Source organism: Shewanella sp. SP1S2-4, assembly GCF_031932075.1.
GTDB classification, from domain to species: domain Bacteria; phylum Pseudomonadota; class Gammaproteobacteria; order Enterobacterales; family Shewanellaceae; genus Shewanella; species Shewanella baltica.
In genome coordinates, this window is the sequence record NZ_JAUOET010000031.1 from 1 (window position 1) to 16,658 (window position 16,658).

Genomic DNA, 16,658 nt, shown 5'->3' on the forward strand with positions numbered 1-16,658 from the left:
GCGATCTATTTCAACAACTGCTCGAACCTGAAAATCTACACCGAGCTTGGCGTCAAGTTAAAGCCAATAAAGGTGCGGCGGGCATCGATGGCATGACCATCGAAGCCTTCCCGCTCTGGATGCAACAAGGCGGCTGGCAACAGTGTAAATCTCAATTGGAACGAGGTGAATACCAACCCTCAGCGGTCAGGCGCGTGGAGATCGACAAACCCGATGGCGGTAAACGCAAATTGGGGATCCCGAACGTTATTGACCGTGTGATACAGCAAGCCATTGCTCAAATACTCACGCCACTGTTTGACCCATTCTTCTCGACTAACAGCTTTGGCTTTAGGCCGAACAGAAATGCCAAGCAAGCGGTACTGCAAGTACGGGATATCATTAAACAGAAACGCAAATTTGCCGTCGATGTTGATCTGTCTAAGTTCTTTGACCGAGTTAATCATGATCTCTTGATGACTCTACTTAGAAGCAAGGTGCAGGATAAGCGGCTGTTGGCGCTTATTGGTAAGTACCTTCGAGCAGGTGTGATGGTCAATGGCCAATTTGAAGCAAGCTTTGAAGGTGTGCCTCAAGGTGGTCCACTCTCGCCATTACTCTCTAACATTATGTTGGATAGTCTGGATAAAGAGCTGGAAAGCCGAGGGCATAAATTCGCCCGCTACGCGGACGACTTTATCATTTTGGTAAAGTCTATTCGAGCGGGAGAACGAGTACTCAAGAGCATCACTCAATACCTTGCCACTAAGCTAAAACTGGTTGTTAATGAACAGAAAAGCCAAGTGGTTAAGGTAAGTCAAAGCAAGTTCCTAGGCTTCACATTTAATCGCGGGAAAATCCAGTGGCATGCTAAAACATTGCACATTTTCAAACAAAAGATGAGACGACTAACGAACCGAAATTGGGGCGTTAGTATGGAGTATCAGCTGTTTAAAGTGCGTCAATACATGCAAGGCTGGATCAACTACTTTGGTATCGCTAACGCTTATCAAGGATGTGTCGATTTAGATCACTGGATCCGACGTCGTGTACGTATGTGCTACTGGCGTCAGTGGCGAAAACCACGGACCAAGGTACAAAACTTACTAAAACGTGGCGTCAGGATCCAAGCTGCTGTTGCTTGTGGTATCACAAGTAAAGGCCCTTGGCGTAGCTCGAAGACACCAGGAATACAGCAAGCGTTAAGTAATGAGTATCTGAAGAAAGCAGGATTATATTCACTAAGAGATGGATGGATCGCAGTTCATTATCCTAACCAGAAAGTTTAGTTAGGGGTTCTAAATGAACCGCCCTGTGCGGAGCCGCATGCAGGGTGGTGTGGGGGCTGGAGGCTAGATACCTCCAGCTACCCGATTATAAACCACTTTACCCACTTACTGTCTCCGATGTAGAACCTACATCTTTTTTAAGCACGAGCACCACCAGATAAACCAAGCCAAACGGTGGAATGATTGAAAGCACTAAACCGAGCAAACCAGCCAAAATCGGCGTTTGTGTTTTACGACGACCGAGGTAGTAACTTAATACACCTACAACTAATATGAATACAATCATGATCTCGCCGAGCAGCGTAGCATTAATATTCAACTGAACTCTCCTTGTGGTTTATAACGCCCGCATAAATTGCGGATAACAGTTGGCTAAAATAAGCGAAGAATGAGCGCCAGCCAACTGTTAGACGTCAATTTTAATGCATTTGTTAGGTGTGCTAGTTCAATTCACCGAAGCCGAAGTCACTCAATTCAAATCCATTTTCATTTTGCGTAAAATATAGCGCTAGATAAGCATGATCATGAGCTCTAACCCAAACCTTATAAACAGTTCTACTTTCTAGACTTATATACCCAATTTTCGAATAACCTTTCAACCACTGAGGCACAGATTCTTTCCTGTTACCCAGACAACTAAGATCAGAGCACATCATTGACAAAGTGATTAAATCGCGAGCAGTAGCCTCCGAGATAAGGCCGATAATTTTAACGCCATCAACTTCTTGAGATGATGAGTTATTTGACTCACATCCAATAAATGTTAATGAGCATATTAAAATTAAACTCTTAAGTTTCATGTTTACCCAGACACCTAACGCTCAAAGCAAGCGCGCGGTATGCGTCGCCTTGCCTTTGTTTGTTATGTGTTTTCTCAAATTACGCAATGTAAAAGTACTCCTATAGTAAATGCGATTAGTAGCAGCCCAAAGAGCGAAACCAAAGAATTTCCCCATAGATAGTTTTCAACTTCTTCATGCAATTCAAGCTCATACTTGGGGTGCTTTCCCGCCGAGATAAGGCGTAAAGAGTAGTAACCCACAACGTAACATAATTTATAAAAAAACATTTCAACGAAAAGCCAAAAAACACCTCTGGCTATTAAAGAAATAAAGTCTTCCATGGCTCACCAAAACACATAACGCTTTGCTAATTGGCTGCCGCAGCGAAGCAAAGGCAGTCCAGTGGAGGCCACGCTGTTTGTGGCCGGAACGAAATTAAGTAACTTGTTAAATGTTATTTTACTCATGCTCTGATTGTTGTTTGATTTTTCGCATTTGGATTTGCAGCAGCACAAATGCAGGCAGTAAAGGCACAAACGCAAGCCAAGATTGCATCTGGAAGGCCCAAAAGTAAATAAACCAACTTTGAGCAACAATCAGGCCCGTTATCTTTAGCCAGCGCGAAAAAAGCATTAAGTCACCCATAGCCGCTAAGGGTAACCCAAAGCAAAGCGCACCAAAGCCGAAAAGCCACAAATTAAAGCTCGCAGAAGAATTAATTACTCCGACATCTATGGCAATCCCAAAGAAACATGGAATTAAAACCAGCACCACAACAGTAGTCAGAAAGCGCTCTTTACTTCTGTGCTTCTCTTGGGCTTTATTTTTATCTGCAAGTTTCGCTAATGTATCCATGGCATTTAACGCCTAAAGCATGGGCGCGGCTTTATCGCGTCCAATGCCTTTACTTGTTAACTGCTGATTACGAGAACTGCTTTTCATAAGCTTCTCGATGGTGTTTAAAATACTTATCATATTCTTCATAAGAATCTATAAGAGCTGTGACTTCAATGCACATTTCTCCCATTTCCTTTGTAAGGTCTTCAAAAGAAATAGACTCACATTTGATTTCGGTATCTCGGCCCTGCTCATATAGCTCAGCTTTGACCACACCAGATAAAAACTCATAGTTTTCAGTTGGAGTGACAGTGCCAAATACGAACCCCATCGGCGGATCACCACCCTCTAAGTTGGTAGTACCAATTACTACATCATTAATTCGAATTTCGTAGATCACTCAAACCTCTAAGAGCAGTTAACGCCCCAAGAAGGGGCAATTACATGTGGGCTAAAATACGGAGCGAAGCGAAGGGAGCCCACATGTAATTGTCCCACTTGCTTGGCTTGTTAGGGCACATTACCACGAAATATTGCTGTCTAGCTTGCTTTTAGCTCTTTGCAGTGTCTCCAGTACAGAGTCAATAGAATGAATTAAATCAAACGCTCTAGCTTTTAACTCTGTATTTGAATCCCAAAACTGCTTGCTGACACCCGACAAAGAACATAGTAAATCACCTTCATACATATCACCTGATACCAACAAATGATTTTCAAGGATATCTAAAGCCAAAGGTATTAAGTAGATCAGTCCAATTTCTTGGCCGATGAGCATTCTAAGGTTTTCAGCCGTTAAATTCTTTAAAGGGGTTTTACGTAGTTTGTGGCAAGCTGTAACTAAATGAGAATTGAATTCTGGCTCTTCCCAGATATCATTTTCTAATACTTCCAATGTTTTCGAATAATCCATATCACCTACCTGACGGGCCCTAACGCCCGGCTCACCGAGCAAAATTTTGATGGCGGCTTTTGTGCGTGTTTTTGCACAAAAGGTGACAGCGGAAATTTGTCCGGTGCAGCCGCTTGTTAGGTGCCCATTACGCTTGAATAACATACTGACCATATAGGTTTTAAGTGTATCAGAGCTCAATAAAACCACCTGCTAAGGGGTTTCAATTAACTACCCAGCTGATGTCGTAGCGTGGCAGCTCAGGAGCTGCTGTAATAGGTGGCAGAACTTTAAAATGACCGCGCATATTCAAAGCCTCACAACCTGTTTCCCAGTTTGCAAGCCAGATACCAAGTGCAACAGCGGCATAATACCGCGAGCTGATGGAGGTGAAGAAATCAAAACGAATGATGTTTTCTTCACCTTTTTCCTGCTCTGTTATTGCGACACAGCGAGTAGTTTGCCCATTGTATGACGACGGTGACCACTGGCAAACCTCATAACAACGTCCATAAAGACTATATGGATTGGCTTGAGTATCCAATGGTGTACTAAGTGACGGGTCGGAAAAAAACAGTTCCGATAATGGTAAACGTTTATGCATTAAGCGATTAAAGAAGCGAATGAATAATGGCTTATACATCGAATCATAGCCGATTGCACAAACACAAATGACATGATCGTTTTCTGGGTCGATCTTGTCATCTAGATGTTGCAGAATGCTTTTATTATCGGCGCCTGGCCCTATCCAACAAGTCGCAATACCCATGCGAGTTGCTTGAATCACAATTTTTTGCAAACTCCGACCAACATCAATGATTGATAAGCGGTCATATTCCTTTGGGGCAATGGCTACCAAAAATTCGTGCGCACCAACAACGGGCCAAACGATTAATGGTGGCTTGATATATTCAAATCGAATAGGTTTTTGCCCAAGTAGTTGGTTTTCTTGAGTATGAAACTGAACCGCCTTGAGTAATTCAGCATGATGATCGGCTGTTAAATTACGAAATTGAAATGAACGGCATGATTGACGTGATCGCATCAAATCAAATGCATCGAGATGATTTTTATTGGGAGGTATTTTTTCGGTGGGGTGTAATCCATATTTAACCATGATTATCGTGCCAACCAGCGCGATACTCAACAATGTAGCTAAACCAAGTGGTAACCAAAACAACAAAACTTGCCAATGCCCAATTAACCAACCGACTCCAGTAATCAGCAGTAGTATCGATATCCATGCTGCATGAATAATATATTGTAACCAACCACTAAATTGAAGCCTCAGTTTAAGCTTCCATAGCGCACTATCTTCAAAGGACCATTGTTTTTCTAATGGCATATAAATCCCCTATTAAAATAATTTTTGCTAAAATCAACTTTTGATAAAGTATGAACGATCTCTGACTAAGTGGCACCTAACGCCGCCATAAACGGCGCGAGTTTGCGAGCGTCCGGCGACCGTAGGGAGCGAATTTAATGGCCTTGTTATGCATTACTCGCTGGGCCTCATGTAAGACTCGAAGTTTTCGATGTAATCATCTAGGTTTTCTTCGAGCATTTTTCGGTATTCAGTGACGAAGTAGTCTAGTGTCTCTTGCTTGGAAGCAGCCATTTCTTGGCCATTATTCCAGCTGCACGCGCTAACCCATGCATTGAAACGAGCCGTAGCGTACATATTTGAAGCACTTACTTTGCCTAGGGTGGCCTTTTCATTTATCTGATCGTTGGACAAATGAATGTGCGCATCAGCACGCTCATAAAATTCGTCATCTACTTCTTGCACGGATTCTCCTTCGGTGCATAACGCCCGGTTAAGGGGCAGCCAACGCCATTACCAAGCTTCCGCATAACACCGTAACCACAAAAACTAACGCATGGTAAAAATGCCGCGCGTTGGCTGTCCCTCTTGAACCGTTTGTTATGCTTAAGCTTCAATGACTTACGTTTTACCAAAACCAAGATTAACTCAGCTTTGATTCACAAAAAAAAACCAAAAACCAAAAAACTGAAATGACTCATGATTTTGAAAATCAGACTTTGAACTTTGACCGCTAATTCTAAACAAACCTAAGATCAGATTGCTTATTGAGCCAACCGCCTCAACCTCGCGCTTGCCCGAAAATTGATTGAGGCAATTCGCTGAATTTCCAGCGCCAAAGAATAATTGTCCGGAAAACAGCGCCCACTGAAGCCAACTTGCCGAGAAACACCAAACTAAAAAGCCAAGGGAACAAAGAACAATCATAAACCACTGACTTTTGGTGATTAAGCATAACGCCCGGCTCACCGAGCAAATTTTGTTGGCGGCTTTTTTGGTACAAAAAAGGTGACAATAAAATTTGTCCGGTGGAGCCGCTTGTTAAATGCTGAATTCAATTATGCCACCATGCTCAGCATATATTTTGTTTAGACCCGCCCGTAATTCTTTGAATTTATCGAATTTAGGTGGGAAGTAAAAATGCTCTAATTTGCCGTTAGAAAGTAATACATGAATACCGTCATTGGTTACCGTGCACTCGGACACTTGGTCGTGGCTACCATTAATTTGGTCATCGAATTCGAAGTAAATACCATCTTCCGAACCGACTTCTTCGGTTAGACCTTTTTGCCACATAAAATAATTGCCGTCTGAGTCTACAACCGAGACAACAAGAACATCATTTTCGATTACTTCGATTGGATGATCGTAGCTCATATTTCCCTTTTGGCATTTAACGCCTCAAACATCGGCATGGTGAAGTTGGCGGCTTTTTTGGAACAAAAAAGGTGACAGCTTTACCATGTCCGAGTGCTTTGACTTGTTAAGTGCTGACCTAATCGAACTCTGTTTCAATACTTTCATTTGACCACGACTTCTTTGTTTTATGTTCGGTAACAGTCCAAGAGCTAAAAATACAGCCATAAGAAAGGGCGACATCGTGCATGAACTCTACCCAACCTAAATGTTGCTCAGTGGATAAATTCACAGCATACGGTCTAGAGGTGCCTGAAATTTTCCAGTATTCGCCATCCTGATACATCGACATTTCATAGTTTTCACTAAGCTGCTCTTTTATACCTTTGGCACCGTCTTCATCTTGAGTGAAGAAATTAAAGTCTAGTATTAGGTCGGTTTCTGTAGTGATGCCATTACTGACCAGTTCGGTATTTATAATTTTCGCTTCTGCAAGGCGGCGCATTTTTATTCTTTCATGGTACTCGTCCCAAGTTTTTTGGGCTTCTTCTTGATCCATTGATTTGTCCTCTGCATATAGGTTGCAGCAAATTATTAGCGATAGAGCAATGATGCTGACGATCTTCATAGGCACTTAACGTTTGGTTAAGGGGCGGGCTTTAGCCCGTCCCAGTGAGCGAAGCGAACGATTTGAACCAATTGTTATACGGTGATTTTCGGGAGGCCATACTTCGTTGATACTAAATTTAGTACATGAACTGAAACTTCTTTAATCTCGGCCTCTAGGCTTGACGAATTTTGGAGTTGTTCTAATGGGATCTGAATAGAGGCTTCCAGTTCTTTATGTTTGTTGATGCGCCCTATTTCTACTTTTTGTGAAGGGTCTGCTCCATATTTGACAATGAGGCTGACCTTATCAAATGGGGCACTTGTGGACCAGCCGGATAACCTCATGCACTCAGAAAGGTCCTTAGAGGCCTGCAACAAGGCAGGTCCAAAGCCTTTTACTTTGCCTTTGACTAAACCTACGCCGCCTAGAAGGAGAAGGTAATCGTTCATGAGAAGTCCGTATAACGCCCCATTAAGAGGCAAAAAACAGCTTGCTATAATGCCTGAGGAACGAAGGACAGCAAGCTGTTTTTTGTCCTTTTGAATGGCTTGTTATATGTACTATTGCATAAGAATGTCAGATAAAAACTTAACACTATTTATTTCTACTTTCTCTTCAGATGATTGCAAAGCCAGTTGGACATGAGCAAGACCTGTAGAAAATGTGACTGGTACTTGATAAACAGCATATGTAACGCTTGGGCTACCGATTGGTGAAAGTGTTTTCCAATTTTGAAGTTCTGCTTTACCAATTGATTGAAACTCACCTAGTTTTGAAAATTTATTAAGGTACAAAGTCCACTGCTCTGGTGTTGCACCGTTAAAGCCCTCTTCTGACATCAACTCTTGATAAGAAGTTTGATCCCATGAAGCTAACTTCGGAATCGCTTCAGCAATATAAGGTTCGAATACAGCCTCTTTATCTACGGTATTGATTGATGTTACAACTCCAATGCCAATAAAAAATATAATAACGCTTAAAAAACCAAAACCTAGATATTTGAAGAACTTTTTCACCACAACTCCTTGTACATATAACATTTTATTAGTGCGCATGCGCGTTTACCTCATTAGACCAGTAAAAACGCGCACTGTTAATTACTTGTAACAAAAGGAACTTATCAGCTTTTTTTCAAATACACCATCTGGAAAAACGCGCATGCGCGTTTCCCAAACCTATTATCTCAAACCATCAAAAACTAACTTATTGATAATTAATACAATATATAATTTAACATAAGTGTAAACGCGCAAAAAAATTTACACTCTTCCTTGATTTAAGCGATTTCTAAATAATACTGTATATATAAAAGGGCTATCCACTTAGCACGACCAACCACTATATATTGTGGTTATCGATTTTTAATTGATTGGTACGTTATCGGCTTAGAACGCGCTGCTTGCTCAAGCAATCTGTAGAATAATAATCCCCGTGAATCTGACTTTCTTCTGTTGAAGCGAAATGTAAACTCATCTAAATAATAATCAAGTTGCTTAGCCTTTACCGCACCTTGATACGTACCTAAAAGCCATCTTTTACATAATGATGAGACTCGATGTACCCCAGCCATTGTTTCATGTGCAGGTACAGATGAACCTAAATGTACTATCCGATTATGCTTATATCCTTTTTTGTCTATTTGTTTGTATGCTTGAGAACCATCACTACAAATTGTGCTACCAGGTTCTATTACATCTTGAATGAATTGATGGATATGTTCTTTAGTTGCACTTTCTACTTGCCTTAAACGTATCCGCCCAAATCCAGAGGGTGATAGCAGCTCAACAGCCACCAAAACTACAGCTTTACGCTTACCCTGTTGATTTTTAATAGATGATTTTGGAATGACCCCACCTATTAATGTTTCGTCAACCTCTACGATGCCGGACAGTTTATCTCTTTCAGGATCAACCATGGCATATCTTAACTTGTGCATTAAAGACCAAGCAGTTTGATAACTCCCAAGACCTAATAGCCTTTGGACTCCAAGAGCGCTGACCCCATTCTTTTGATTTGTAATAAACCATACAGCTGCAAACCAACTTTTCATGGGGGTTCTTGTTTTGTCAAAAAGTGTACTTGATGTTACTGAACACTGAGAACGGCAAGCATGACATTTTAACTTGCCATTACTTAACTGATAAGGTGATTGATAGCTCGAACAGCTTGGGCAAATGAATCCGTTTGGCCAACGAAGTGCGTAAAGGTAGCTGGTGCAAGATTGTTCATCATGAAACCAATCAACAAATTCGTCCCAATTTGTAGGGTAATCGACGCCAGCTTTTAATAAATACGATGAAGTTTTCATTACTACATATTGACACTGGTGGCGCTAAATGGATAGCCCTTATATATAAACAGTAAAAGCAAGGATTGCTATCATGAGTATAAAAAGCCCTTTTTTAAGCGGTGTTCAAGAAGAAATGCGCATGCGTGGTTACAGTATTAGAACAGAAAAATCCTACCTGTATTGGATAAAGGCGTTCATTAACTTTCACCACAAGCGTCATCCTGAAACGATGGGAACAGAGGAGGTCGCACAATTCTTAACCTTCCTTGCCAATCAACGGAATGTGGCTATCAACACTCAAAAAATTGCACTGAACGCGTTAGCCTATTTGTACCAGAAACATTTGCATCATGAGCTTGGAAATTTAGGTTTTTGCTATGCCACAAAACAGCGTTATTTACCTACTGTGTTATCCCCTTCAGAAATCTCACTAATACTAAATGAGCTTGATGGCCGCGATAGGCTAATAATAGAACTACTCTATGGTAGTGGACTTAGAGTTTCAGAATGCCTCAGGTTACGTATCCAAGATATTGATATTGAACAAGCTTCGTTGACTGTGAGGGATGGTAAAGGTCATAAAGATAGACAAACAATCCTCAGCCATAAATGTGCCATTAAACTCGCAGCATATATTAATAAGGCAATGGAGATTCAACACCGTGACAACCAACAAGGGATCGGCCCTTCCCTACCCAATGCGTTAGAGCGTAAGTATCCTAATGCCTTTAAGCAACACGGATGGATGTTCATTTTCCCTTCAACCACAACCTGTATTAATCCTTATACAGGAACGCTTTGCAGGCATCATCTTCATCAGAGTGTTATTCGTAAAGCGCTCGGCAATGCGGTGCATAACATCAAAATAACTAAGCGTGTTACCTGCCATACATTTAGACATAGCTTTGCAACCCATCTACTTCAATCGGGCAGTGATATCAGAAGTGTTCAGGAGCTACTTGGTCATAATGACGTTAGTACTACACAAATCTACACCCATGTGCTTGGCCAACATTACGCAGGGACAACGAGTCCATTAGATAAGTTATAAATTCTAAGTAATAAAGCACTTGGGGGTAACTGGTGCTTGCCCAATAAAATGCATAAAGGCGTATTGCGGCAAGAGCACCAAAACGATAAATCCACAAAACAATCATTTGTAAAAGCCTAGTTTCATTGTGATCAATATAGAGATCACACCTAAGCTCAACGCATCATTTAATCGCGAATTATTTTGCATAGGTATCTGTCCGAACCTTTGATAAAATCCTGTCAACGGGTTAGCAGTCTTGGTGGACAACCGGCTAACCCGCCAGCCCTCGTAAGAGGGCGTTCCTTCTAATTCATCCTATCTAGCAATGCCATTTCGGCTTTTCTTAGCCAGAAGATGTAAGATTTTTTGCTGTCAAATCCCATTAAGGCCCACTGCTCTTTGCACAGGTAATGGGCACGAATGGCGCGTTTGCAGTTTATGGATAGCTGCTCAACGAGGTGGTCATAATGGGCGACGTGGGCAGGCACGTTGAGTTCGTGCTTTAAGTTGCCGCCGCCCAGTGCTTCACCTAAACGGTCGCAGGCGCTGCGGTTCGAAAACCCCTTGCCCAACTCTTGGTACACCCAATAACGGCCCCAGCGATACAGCCCTAACCGCAACGCCTTTATGTTCATCCTCTGCTCGGGTTCATCGCTAAAGCCCATTGGCCACCTCATTTATCTTCTCGATGGAAAGCTTAAACACATCAAGGCATATCGATGTCACATCGTCATAGGGCGCAGTAGTACGGCCATTTTCCCAACGTTGGTAAGTGTTGCGGCTAATGCCGTAAATCTCAGCCACTTCGTCTTGGGTCATGCCCCGTAAACGGCGCCCTACTTTCAATACATCCGCGGCGCGATTAGCCATAAATCCTCCTGCGTGAAGTCCATAACCCACTCGTTTTATTTGTGATTGTTTTTGTGATTGTCATTGTTAGCGTCATAACCACCCCACTAACATTGGCTCGTCCGGCTCACTCGTCTCAGTGGTCGATTGGCGCATAATCTCGGGCGCCACATCATCAAACCCCAGCGTGATTAAGTGCGCATGGTAGGCATCCAACGCCATCAACATGCCCTTATCTAAGGTGCTGTTAACGTAAGTGCGCAGTAATAATGGCAAGGTGTGATTCAATATCCGCTCACCCACCATGGTATCTACCCCCATGTCGGCAATAATGGTGCGGCACAATTTTCTTAGTGCATGGGAGGTAAACGCCTTAAACCGAATCGTTTCACTCCAATACTGCGCAGTGCGTATGCTCACCGGCCCTACTTCGCCTGGGAACAAAAACGCCCGCTTGCCCACATGGGTGTATTGCCACTGGGCATAATGGGTTATCAGCTTCTTGGCTGTGGGCGTCATGGGTAAGCGATGCTCTTGGCGGTTCTTGGCATTCTCGGCGGGAATAAACCAGTAATCGCCGGCAAAGTGGTCCCATCTGGCTAAACGGGTTTCACCTATGCGGGTACCGAACATCAGCATCAGCACAAACAGCATCGCCACCGGTCTGACTGCATTTCGCAATGCGCTGAATAACGGGCCCACGTCCGACTCGCTTAACTGCGTGCCCACCAAAGGCGGCATCTTCAAACTCATTTGCACCCGATACCCCGCCAAGCTATTGCTGTCTAACACCCGTAAATCGGCCGCAACCGATAGCGCCCGTTTCAACACCTTCACCGCAGCTTTGATGTAATTGGCCGAGTAGCCCTGCGCCAACATGGGTTTGATTAAATAACTGTCTACTGCAATAAAGTTCAGCTCATTGAGTGGTAACTCACCAAAGCAGCCACTGAGATGTTTACTCACTAACGATTTACAGTTACTGCGCCAGCTGTTGCTTAAAGTGCGATTGCACTCCACATGGGTGACAAACCACGCCAGCAATTGCGAAACAGTGGCAAACTCGTTGCTGATTACCGTTTGGCCCATGCTGCGTTTGGCTAACAGACTGGGTAACTCGGTTAAAAAGGTCTTCAAGCACATCACTGGCCACACGCCCTGCTTTTGCCACACGGTTTTGCCCGCTTCGTTCATCACTAAATACACTGAGGCTTGGCGTCTATCGGTCGAGGCCCGTAACCGCACCGCCGGAAACTGCGTGTCCCGAAAGTCCCGCGTTATCCCTGCCCGCAACCAACGGCGCAATACCGCATCGTTTAGCTTGCCTTGCTCCACGCCTGTTGCTGTCACAATCTGCGCCATCTAGCCCTCCAACCGATATTCAAAGGTGTGATGGGTACCCGAGCGTATGCGTTTTACCCGCTGGTTCATCGGCATATCCCGAAACCGCGCACTTAAGGCTGTCTCGCTGTCGTGAACCCCAAAGCGGTTAAAGCTTTCTTGCTGGATTTCAAACAGGGTCCAAAACCGTTTACCTGTGATGATGCGCATCAAGCGTTCGCGCTGGGTCAGTGGTTTAGTTGCCATCGTTTGCCCCCTTAAGCCCAAAGTTTGCACGTAATTTGGCAATAATTGATTTCGCCTTGGCTGCCTCAGTGGGCCGCGTCACCGTTTCGGGTAATGCCTTTGGCAATTCAACATCGGTCAACTCGCCACGGCTAAAGCGGCGGCACAACACTGTGTAATTGCGCTCAAAGGTCATCAACACGTCCTTTTCAAGCCCCGTCGCAAACATCCAACTGCCTGTTTCGCGCACCGCTAAGCGCACCACATCATGGCTCCACGTATGCTTATCAGGGTGATGGTAATGGCGCGTTGCTTCCTTGAACGCCGCCTCTAACTTGGGCAGCCCTAAATCACAGGCCGTAGGTTGGCACCAAAGCGCAAACTGGCGTGGTGTCGGCCAAAACTGCCTATCGCCCTGCTCGCGTCTCGCGCGATTCAGCCCCGCTTGCACTTGCTCGCGGCTGGCAATGCCCTGCGCCGCCAAGGTTTTAAGCCACTCGGCTTTGTGGGTCGCTTCGTCCTCAGGCCGTGGTGCACTCACCGGAAACAACACCCGCAACTTGCTAAACACGCTGTCCACTATCGCCATGTCCATCGCCGTGGGCTCAGGTTGTGTCACCCGAGCGCCCTGCCCAACCAGCGGCTGGCGCATCAAGGTCTGCAGTGATTTCATGCTCGTATTTTGGTTGGCAGTCATATCAAGGGGTCCTCAGGGTCATACACCGCATAACTCCAATCCACTTGCCCAACGGCGGTTGCCATCGGTCTTGGCAACGGCGTCAGCCAGTGGCGTTCGCGGATAAACTTGGTAATACCGAGCACAAACTGGCCGTTAGCACTAAAGCCCCAACTCGTATCCAGCGCCGCAGCTTCCTTCAACCAGGTCACCGCCAGCACACAATCGGCATCGGTTAGCTTTTCGGCCTTCCACGCTTTCCACGCAGCCGAATCCGAGCCGCCTTTGCGATGGGCGGGATAGGCTTTGAAAAATGCATTGAAAACCGACTTAGCACTCGTTGCTGGACAAGAGTCTTTTAAAGATTCATTGATAGGTTCAAAAGAGTGACAGATTCTGGGTGCAGCTCCTGCACCCTCAGAGGGTGAATCTCCTGCACCCATGGGTGCATTTGCTGCACCCTCAAAATTGGCTAAGGGTGAATCTGCTGCACCCCCAATATTTTCTAGGGGTGAATATGCTGCACCCTCAGTATTTTCTAAGGGTGAATTTGCTGCACCCTCAGTAAAAGGTAGGGTTTGAGCAGGTTTATCACTCAGAACACACGATGAAAAGTCCAAAATATACAGGTTGGATGTATTGCGTTTATGCTCACTCTTGCGGGTAATTTTGCGCACCAGTCCGACGTCAACCAGCGCATTAATGTGATTAATCGCCGACCGCTCGCTTATCTCACAAGCCTGCGAAATATACTCGTAACTCGGCCAACACTCACCATTGTCGTTCGCGTTATCAGCCAGCTTGATCAACACCAGCTTGCGCAGTGGATTACCCACCTTGGCCTTCATCGCTTTTACCATCAATTCCATACTCATAAGCCACCCCCAAACAGAGCAACCCACAAACTCGAATTGACGCAACCCCCATGCTTCAGTAACATGATATTGCCTCACTTTAGGTATAGGTATTAAGCCCGCATCGGTCGCCAAAACTTCAGCGGGCTTTCTTATGTCTACAGCAACGGGTCAACTGCAATGCGTCCCGTTGTCCTCCGCTCGCTCGCCTTCACTGCCAAGCAAGTAAACCTTGTGCGCCAAGTTACTGCGCAACTGGCTAAAAAAATCACGCCGTTTAATGTGCACGTTGCGGCTTTTCGCGATTGCACTCATATCAACCGCACTCGCATCAGCCGCGCCTACATCCACCGCCAATAGCGCAATAGAACGCTCCGCACGTTGTTCTTCCATCAACAGATAATTCATAATCCAATCGATGCTCACCGTCGGCAGCAACAACTGCTTGCCACTGCCCAGCAATGCCTTATCCACTATGTCGGTCGCGATAACCGCCCAACGCTCGGGGCGACTATGCTGCAATTCATCGCAGCCCCTTAACACCTCAACCATTCGGCCCACCTGCGTTCGCCTAAACAACTCCGCCGTGGTATGCCCATGAAAACAGGCAATGTCTTTGCCCATGTTCACGCCACTTAACGGGGCACGTTCAGAGGCTGCCGCGCTAAGATCTTTGGCGTTAGGCTCAGTGCTATTAGGCATGTTCGACTTAGATTTAAGCGCCATCGCCTTAAGCATTAACTGCTTTGCTTGCATCATGAGTAACGTCACTTGCGCGGTTTCCATTTCGGTAAGCGCAGCCACGGCGGGCCCATCATCACTGCTAACTTGCCCATGTACCGAACACGCGGCGCCGCCCTCCAAACAACAAATTAAACATTCAGGATCAAACATCGTTATGCCCTCACTTCATCTTAGGTATCAAGCCCGCATCGGTCGCCAAACTGTGGCGGGCAATTTGATAACGGCGTTTTTTACGCGCCCAGTTATCACTTAACTGATTTGTGAACATGTCATTCACTCCTTCACTCGTTTCACCAAGTCATTTCAACAACTGCCACTTATGCCCATTGGCACACACGGCGCGTTTTGAGCCCGACTTAGTTTGCTTTAAAGCCAAACCGCACTGGCCACACGGCACATTAGCCACCCGCTTAAGCATCACCGCATTAATCTGTGCGCTGTGATTAGCGCGTTTGGGCCGATAACCTAACGCCCGCGCCACTTTTACATACTCTTTCGCAATCCATTTGCCATCGGGTTCTAAATGCAAACCGTCACCGATCATGTCGCCCAAGCGGATCAACTGTTGGTGCAGCTCAGTCTTAGCGCGGGCGATAACATTGATGTTAAGGTTCGATTGCGGCATCGCGGTCACTTCTCGGCCGCGAATTGCGCCGCCTTACCGCCATGACTCGCTAAATACGGATACGTCAGCTCTAACGCCGCCATGCTCGCTTGCGTAGTCGCCGCCGACTCTTTTAACTCGCGGTGCGCCGCCACTAACTGCTCGCGCTTGGGCTCCTCGCCCAAATGGATCACCGCCACTTGCGCCTCGGCGTTCTCTTTGGTGAGTGATGCCGCCATATCGGCCACATGCAACACATGACCATCATTCATACGGTCAGCAATGACCGTCACCCCAGTGCAACCAAACACATCGTTGAGATACTGCACCCGCAAATGCTCAGGCAATGCCGCCACCAATGCTTGCTCAACATGAAACAAGCGATCAACCTGCGGATGCTGGCCCTCGTACTGGCCGAGCCAACGGAACAGCTTTTGGGCATTTATCCGCGCATCGTTGTGCACGTCTTGAGTGCTGGCAAAGCTAATGCCCTCCGCCGCCAACACCTCACTCAGCCCAAGGCGCTCAACTGCCGCAACAAAATCTATCGCCAGCGCAAAGCGCGTCATCTTGGGTAACTCCAACACCCGATGAATCGTTTTCATCAACAAATTCAAACGGCTATCTTTTTTATGTGAACTGGTTTTCATGCTAATAAGCCTCTCTCTGTTAACGTGTTAGAACGGTTCACTCTTAAGCGGCATGCTCAGGGCTCATTAACGGCAACTCTGTCGCCCTGAGTTCACCACCAGTTAACCGTTCGATTTGATAAGCGCGGAGTTCGGGAACGTCATCACCCCACTGGCTAATTGCCGATTTAGTAACATTCAAAGCCTCAGCCAGTTTTAGCTTGTTTCCAAAATGCGAGATCGCATCTTTCGTTTTCATAGACAAACTCCGACAAGTAATTTTAACCGAGGTTAAGAAAACTCAACTCAAATGTCAACAAAAGAAAAGGTAACTTGACTTAAGTTAA

General features: G+C 45.3%; 24 protein-coding genes. 2 read left to right on the forward strand and 22 right to left on the reverse strand.

Annotated elements, in window-relative coordinates; translation table 11 throughout:
• On the forward strand, nt 1–1,268 hold a 1,268-nt coding region (gene ltrA / locus Q4Q52_RS19435; protein WP_311991391.1), incomplete at its 5' end, for a group II intron reverse transcriptase/maturase.
• Nucleotides 1,269–1,365: 97 nt separating this feature from the next.
• On the opposite strand, the gene Q4Q52_RS19440 is transcribed toward ltrA, so the two are convergent.
• The 12 genes from Q4Q52_RS19440 to Q4Q52_RS19495 form a co-directional block, all read right to left on the reverse strand.
• Nucleotides 1,366–1,587, reverse strand: coding sequence for a hypothetical protein (locus Q4Q52_RS19440; RefSeq protein WP_311991392.1), 222 nt, complete (start codon nt 1,585–1,587; stop codon nt 1,366–1,368).
• A 121-nt stretch (nt 1,588–1,708) separates the two neighbouring features.
• Nucleotides 1,709–2,068, reverse strand: a complete 360-nt coding sequence (locus tag Q4Q52_RS19445) for a hypothetical protein (RefSeq protein ID WP_311991393.1) — start codon at nt 2,066–2,068, stop codon at nt 1,709–1,711.
• Between the two features lie 441 nt (nt 2,069–2,509).
• A complete protein-coding gene (locus Q4Q52_RS19450) occupies nt 2,510–2,905 on the reverse strand; it encodes a hypothetical protein (RefSeq protein ID WP_287480408.1) in 396 nt (131 codons plus the stop codon).
• Between the two features lie 67 nt (nt 2,906–2,972).
• Complete coding sequence (locus Q4Q52_RS19455) at nt 2,973–3,287, reverse strand: hypothetical protein (RefSeq protein WP_311987058.1); 315 nt, start codon at nt 3,285–3,287, stop codon at nt 2,973–2,975.
• Between the two features lie 120 nt (nt 3,288–3,407).
• Nucleotides 3,408–3,977 (reverse strand): contact-dependent growth inhibition system immunity protein, encoded by a 570-nt coding sequence (locus Q4Q52_RS19460; RefSeq protein ID WP_311991394.1) that lies wholly within the window; start codon nt 3,975–3,977, stop codon nt 3,408–3,410.
• A 22-nt stretch (nt 3,978–3,999) separates the two neighbouring features.
• Nucleotides 4,000–5,121 carry a nitroreductase family protein gene (locus Q4Q52_RS19465; RefSeq protein WP_311991395.1) on the reverse strand — a complete coding sequence of 374 codons (1,122 nt, stop codon included), beginning with the start codon at nt 5,119–5,121 and terminating at the stop codon, nt 4,000–4,002.
• 153 nt (nt 5,122–5,274) lie between these two features.
• Nucleotides 5,275–5,565 carry a DUF3144 domain-containing protein gene (locus Q4Q52_RS19470; RefSeq protein WP_311991396.1) on the reverse strand — a complete coding sequence of 97 codons (291 nt, stop codon included), beginning with the start codon at nt 5,563–5,565 and terminating at the stop codon, nt 5,275–5,277.
• A gap of 576 nt (nt 5,566–6,141) precedes the next feature.
• On the reverse strand, nt 6,142–6,477 hold the full coding sequence (locus Q4Q52_RS19475) for a hypothetical protein (RefSeq protein ID WP_311991397.1): 336 nt from the start codon (nt 6,475–6,477) through the stop codon (nt 6,142–6,144).
• A gap of 118 nt (nt 6,478–6,595) precedes the next feature.
• Nucleotides 6,596–7,015 (reverse strand): hypothetical protein, encoded by a 420-nt coding sequence (locus Q4Q52_RS19480; protein ID WP_311991398.1) that lies wholly within the window; start codon nt 7,013–7,015, stop codon nt 6,596–6,598.
• 143 nt (nt 7,016–7,158) lie between these two features.
• Complete coding sequence (locus Q4Q52_RS19485; RefSeq protein ID WP_311991399.1) at nt 7,159–7,515, reverse strand: Imm39 family immunity protein; 357 nt, start codon at nt 7,513–7,515, stop codon at nt 7,159–7,161.
• Nucleotides 7,516–7,626: 111 nt separating this feature from the next.
• Complete coding sequence (locus Q4Q52_RS19490) at nt 7,627–8,121, reverse strand: hypothetical protein (RefSeq protein WP_311991400.1); 495 nt, start codon at nt 8,119–8,121, stop codon at nt 7,627–7,629.
• A gap of 296 nt (nt 8,122–8,417) precedes the next feature.
• Entirely contained in the window at nt 8,418–9,374 is a 957-nt protein-coding gene (locus tag Q4Q52_RS19495; RefSeq protein WP_198573657.1) for an IS1595-like element ISSod11 family transposase, read from the reverse strand.
• 73 nt (nt 9,375–9,447) lie between these two features.
• Here Q4Q52_RS19495 and Q4Q52_RS19500 point away from each other — a divergent pair, with 73 nt between their 5' ends.
• Complete coding sequence (locus Q4Q52_RS19500; protein WP_311900289.1) at nt 9,448–10,407, forward strand: integron integrase; 960 nt, start codon at nt 9,448–9,450, stop codon at nt 10,405–10,407.
• 287 nt (nt 10,408–10,694) lie between these two features.
• Here the strand turns inward: Q4Q52_RS19500 and Q4Q52_RS19505 are convergent, their stop codons facing one another.
• From Q4Q52_RS19505 to Q4Q52_RS19550, 10 genes are all read right to left on the reverse strand, one after another.
• Entirely contained in the window at nt 10,695–11,054 is a 360-nt protein-coding gene (locus tag Q4Q52_RS19505; RefSeq protein WP_259576230.1) for a hypothetical protein, read from the reverse strand.
• Nucleotides 11,044–11,259, reverse strand: a complete 216-nt coding sequence (locus Q4Q52_RS19510) for a helix-turn-helix transcriptional regulator (RefSeq protein ID WP_006082023.1) — start codon at nt 11,257–11,259, stop codon at nt 11,044–11,046. The genes Q4Q52_RS19505 and Q4Q52_RS19510 overlap by 11 nt, the downstream gene beginning before the upstream one ends.
• A gap of 72 nt (nt 11,260–11,331) precedes the next feature.
• On the reverse strand, nt 11,332–12,600 hold the full coding sequence (locus tag Q4Q52_RS19515; RefSeq protein ID WP_311991401.1) for a tyrosine-type recombinase/integrase: 1,269 nt from the start codon (nt 12,598–12,600) through the stop codon (nt 11,332–11,334).
• Nucleotides 12,601–12,825 (reverse strand): hypothetical protein, encoded by a 225-nt coding sequence (locus Q4Q52_RS19520; protein ID WP_006082025.1) that lies wholly within the window; start codon nt 12,823–12,825, stop codon nt 12,601–12,603.
• Nucleotides 12,815–13,501: a replication protein P gene (locus Q4Q52_RS19525; RefSeq protein ID WP_311991402.1), complete on the reverse strand. Its 687-nt coding sequence runs from the start codon at nt 13,499–13,501 to the stop codon at nt 12,815–12,817. The genes Q4Q52_RS19520 and Q4Q52_RS19525 overlap by 11 nt, the downstream gene beginning before the upstream one ends.
• On the reverse strand, nt 13,498–14,355 hold the full coding sequence (locus tag Q4Q52_RS19530) for a helix-turn-helix domain-containing protein (protein WP_311991403.1): 858 nt from the start codon (nt 14,353–14,355) through the stop codon (nt 13,498–13,500). The genes Q4Q52_RS19525 and Q4Q52_RS19530 overlap by 4 nt, the downstream gene beginning before the upstream one ends.
• 150 nt (nt 14,356–14,505) lie before the next feature.
• Nucleotides 14,506–15,228 carry a hypothetical protein gene (locus tag Q4Q52_RS19535; protein WP_311991404.1) on the reverse strand — a complete coding sequence of 241 codons (723 nt, stop codon included), beginning with the start codon at nt 15,226–15,228 and terminating at the stop codon, nt 14,506–14,508.
• A 148-nt stretch (nt 15,229–15,376) separates the two neighbouring features.
• Complete coding sequence (locus tag Q4Q52_RS19540; protein ID WP_311991405.1) at nt 15,377–15,703, reverse strand: hypothetical protein; 327 nt, start codon at nt 15,701–15,703, stop codon at nt 15,377–15,379.
• 5 nt (nt 15,704–15,708) lie between these two features.
• Nucleotides 15,709–16,332 carry a hypothetical protein gene (locus Q4Q52_RS19545; protein ID WP_311991406.1) on the reverse strand — a complete coding sequence of 208 codons (624 nt, stop codon included), beginning with the start codon at nt 16,330–16,332 and terminating at the stop codon, nt 15,709–15,711.
• Nucleotides 16,333–16,375: 43 nt separating this feature from the next.
• Nucleotides 16,376–16,570: a Cro/CI family transcriptional regulator gene (locus tag Q4Q52_RS19550; protein ID WP_311991407.1), complete on the reverse strand. Its 195-nt coding sequence runs from the start codon at nt 16,568–16,570 to the stop codon at nt 16,376–16,378.
• Nucleotides 16,571–16,658 lie beyond the last annotated feature (88 nt).